2 pseudogenes are annotated in these 1,565 nt (G+C 41.3%); both read left to right on the top strand.

Annotated elements, in window-relative coordinates:
• Positions 1 to 664 (top strand): annotated as a pseudogene (gene rpoB / locus B2X72_RS18075) (DNA-directed RNA polymerase subunit beta); the annotation flags it as partial.
• Between the two features lie 71 nt (positions 665 to 735).
• A pseudogene (locus tag B2X72_RS18070) lies at positions 736 to 1,565 on the top strand (DNA-directed RNA polymerase subunit beta'); the annotation flags it as partial.

Raw genomic sequence — 1,565 nt, 5'->3', positions numbered from 1 at the left:
GGCCGGTCGTCACGGTAACAAAGGTATCGTTGCACGTATCGTACGTGATGAGGATATGCCATTCTTAGAAGATGGAACACCAGTTGATATCGTGTTGAACCCACTAGGGGTACCTTCACGGATGAACTTGGGACAGATCTACGAGACCGTATTGGGTTGGGCAGGTCAAAAATTGGGTGTGAAATTTGCTACACCTATCTTTGATGGTGCTGAAATGGATCAGGTACAAGATTGGGTTGCGAAAGCTGGCCTACCAAAATCTGGACGTACATATTTGTACAACGGATTGACAGGTGACCGTTTCGATCAACCGACGACAGTGGGTGTAATCTACATGTTGAAATTAGGTCACATGGTTGATGATAAAATGCACGCACGTTCAATCGGTCCGTACTCATTGATCACACAACAACCTCTGGGTGGTAAAGCGCAATTCGGTGGTCAACGTTTCGGTGAGATGGAGGTTTGGGCATTGGAAGCATTCGGTGCGTCTAACATCCTTCAAGAAATCTTGACTGTGAAATCGGATGACGTGGTTGGTCGTGCCAAAACTTACGAGGCAATCGTAAAAGGTAACAACCTTCCGACACCATCGGTACCAGAATCGTTCAACGTATTGGTACACGAGTTACGTGGATTGGGTCTAGATATCACATTGGATTAATTAAGCAAATAGGGCTTTGAAGGGCTTAGTCCTTCAAAGCTTCTTTATAAAGCTTTAACTTTTGAATAAGTATGTCTTACAAAAAAGATAATAAAATTAAAAGCAACTTCACTTCGATTACGATCAGCTTGGCTTCTCCAGAAACTATTTTGGAACGCTCAAGTGGTGAAGTTACAAAACCGGAAACGATTAACTATCGTACCTACAAACCAGAACGTGACGGTTTATTCTGTGAGCGCATTTTTGGTCCTGTGAAGGACTACGAATGTCACTGTGGTAAATACAAACGTATCCGTTATAAAGGTATCGTATGTGACCGTTGTGGTGTTGAAGTAACTGAGAAAAAAGTACGTCGTGAGCGTATGGGACACATCAATTTGGTTGTTCCTGTTGCACACATCTGGTATTTCCGTTCTCTTCCTAATAAAATTGGTTATTTATTGGGACTTCCTACCAAGAAATTGGATATGATCATTTACTACGAACGTTATGTGGTTATCCAAGCTGGTATTAAAGAAGAAGATGGTATCAACTTTATGGACTTCTTGACTGAAGAAGAATATTTAGATATTTTAGATACCTTACCAAAAGAAAATCAATATTTAGACGATAACGATCCTCAAAAATTCGTTGCCAAGATGGGTGCTGAGGCGTTAGAAGATTTGTTGAAACGTATTGATTTGGATCAATTGTCATACGATTTACGTCACCAAGCTGCTAACGAAACTTCTCAACAACGTAAAAATGAAGCGTTAAAACGCCTTCATGTGGTTGAGGCTTTCCGTAGTTCACGTGAAAATATCGAGAATCGTCCAGAATGGATGATTGTGAAAATCGTTCCAATCATTCCACCTGAGTTACGTCCTTTAGTGCCTTTGGATGGTGGTCGTTTTGCGACTTC

Origin of the sequence: Sphingobacterium sp. UBA7253 (assembly GCF_002472745.1) — a bacterium.
In the GTDB taxonomy this organism is placed as follows: domain Bacteria; phylum Bacteroidota; class Bacteroidia; order Sphingobacteriales; family Sphingobacteriaceae; genus Sphingobacterium; species Sphingobacterium siyangense.
This window is presented reverse-complemented; position numbering and strand designations above follow the sequence as displayed.